The following is a 2,031-nucleotide window of genomic DNA, read 5'->3' as shown; positions in this document are numbered from 1 at the left end:
TCCTCGGGAGGGAGGAGGGAGAGAGAGGAGAGGGAGCAGGAAGGATTGGAGACGAGGGAGGAGAGCAGGGTCTGCCAGTGGCGGGAGAGGCGAAGGATGGTCTGCTCCTCAAAGAGATCCTGGCTGTACTCAAAGCAGCCGGTCAGCGCTCCATCGGAACCTTCCTCCAGGCTCAGTGTCAGGTCAAAGCGACTTGTCCCGTTATCAATGGCCAGCTCCTGAATCTGCCAGGAGCTGCTCCCCTGACTGCGATAGGAGTTCATGGCTATCGCCACCTGGAAAAGAGGGCTTCCTGCGGCTGAGTGCTGTCCCTCCAGACAGCTCTTGAGCAGAGGAAGCGGCAGATCATCGTGGGCCATGGTGCGCGCAAGTGCCTCGCGTGTTCTCTTAATCAGCTCGCGCGCGCTCATCTGCTCAGGATCGCTGATGCAGCTGCGCAGTGGAACAGCGTTCAGGAAATAGCCAGGGATCTCCTCGAACTCTGGTCGCTTGTGACGGTTCGTTGTGAAAGTTCCCAGGAGGAAGTCCTCTTGCTGACTATAGCGGTAAAGCAGGATCTGGAAGGCGGCCACCATTACGGTGTAGAGGCTGACTCCTTCCTGGCGAGCGAGCTTTCTTAAATCTGAGGCCAGCTCGCTGGGTAAAGAGAAATAGTAGCTGCCGCCGCGATGATAGAAAGTTGCTGGACGTGGATGGTCAGTAGGTAGGGCCAGCATAGTGGGAGCATTCTGCAGATACTCCCGCCAGAAGGCCGAGAGCTGCTCAAGGCGTTCGGGAGTCAAGCGAGCCTGCTCCCAGAGGGCGTAGTCCGCGTACTGGCAGCGAGGGGTGGGCAGATCAGGCTCCTGGCCCTGGCTATAGGCCTCGTAAAGGCGTTGAAGTTCGTTTGGTAGAACCGTATAGACTGTCTGAGCGTCGGCGATGATGTGGTGGATGACGAGACAGAGCCAGTGGAGGTGAGGTGAGAAACGGAGCAGAGAGGCGCGCAGGAGGGGGGCCTGTGAGAGATCGAAGGGGAGGCGGGCCTGCTGCTCGACGAGGGAGCGGGCGGCGGCGAACTGCTCGGGGGCAGGCAGAGAGGAGAGGTCGGTCAGAGGCAGAGAGAGAGAAGGAGACGGCTGAACCATCTGGACAGGAGAGCCGTGGAGAGTGGGGAAAGAGGAGCGCCAGAGCTGGTGACGCTCCATGAAGGCCTGGAGACTCCGCCGAAGGGCCTCCTCATTTAGCTCCCCAACGATGCGGATAGCCAGCGGAATCGTGTAGATTGGAATCTCTTTAAATAGCTGAGAGACGAGCCACAGCTGCTGCTCGCCATAGGAGAGGGGGGCTGGCTCTCCGGGATTGTGACGCGGCAAAGGTAGCATTGTCTCCCCGCTTGCTGGTGCACCCAACGAATATTCCTCCATTGTCTGTTGTGACTGTAGCTTATCCTCAATGATTGAGGCTAGTTCTTCAACGGTTGGGTGACCGAATAGGACACTTAGGCTGAGTCGGATGCCGTAGAGCTGTTCGATGCGGGCGAAGAGGCGCGCAGCCAGCAGGGAGTGGCCGCCCAGGGAGAAGAAGTTATCCCGTGCTCTGATGGGGTGGATCTGAAGCAGTTCCTCCCAGAGCCTGGCCAGCGCTTCCTCGGTTGGCGTTTGGGGTAGGCGAGACTCTTCACCCTCTATCTCCTCTTCCTCTGTCAAAGGCAGGGAGGCCAGCGCGAGTCGGTCGATTTTGCCGGTGGAGGTGTGAGGGAGGGTGTCGAGGGAGACGAGGGTCGAGGGGACCATATAGGCGGGCAGGTGCTCGGAGGCGAAGGAGCGCAGAGCGGAGCGCTCGAGCTGGCAGCCGGGGCGGGGAGAGAGGAAGGCGACCAGGCGAGAGGAGGAGGGGTCGGAGGGGGAGGGCTGGTGAAGGAGGACGGCGGCCTCCTGGACGGAGGGGTGAGAGGAGAGGAGGGCCTCGATTTCGGAGAGTTCGATGCGGAAGCCGCGGAGCTTGACCTGCTGGTCGAGGCGGCCCAGGAAGAGGAGGGAGCCGGAGGGG

1 protein-coding gene is annotated in these 2,031 nt (G+C 60.8%); it reads right to left on the bottom strand.

The annotated features are described in order from the left end of the window. The coding region (locus ACFMO7_RS18035) for a condensation domain-containing protein (RefSeq protein WP_376796880.1) at window positions 1–2,031 on the bottom strand (2,031 nt) is incomplete at both ends.

The organism is Thermogemmatispora sp. (genome assembly GCF_042408735.1).
Lineage (GTDB): Bacteria > Chloroflexota > Ktedonobacteria > Ktedonobacterales > Ktedonobacteraceae > Thermogemmatispora.
Note: the sequence above shows the minus strand (reverse complement) of the source record. Positions and strands in the feature narration are given on the sequence as shown.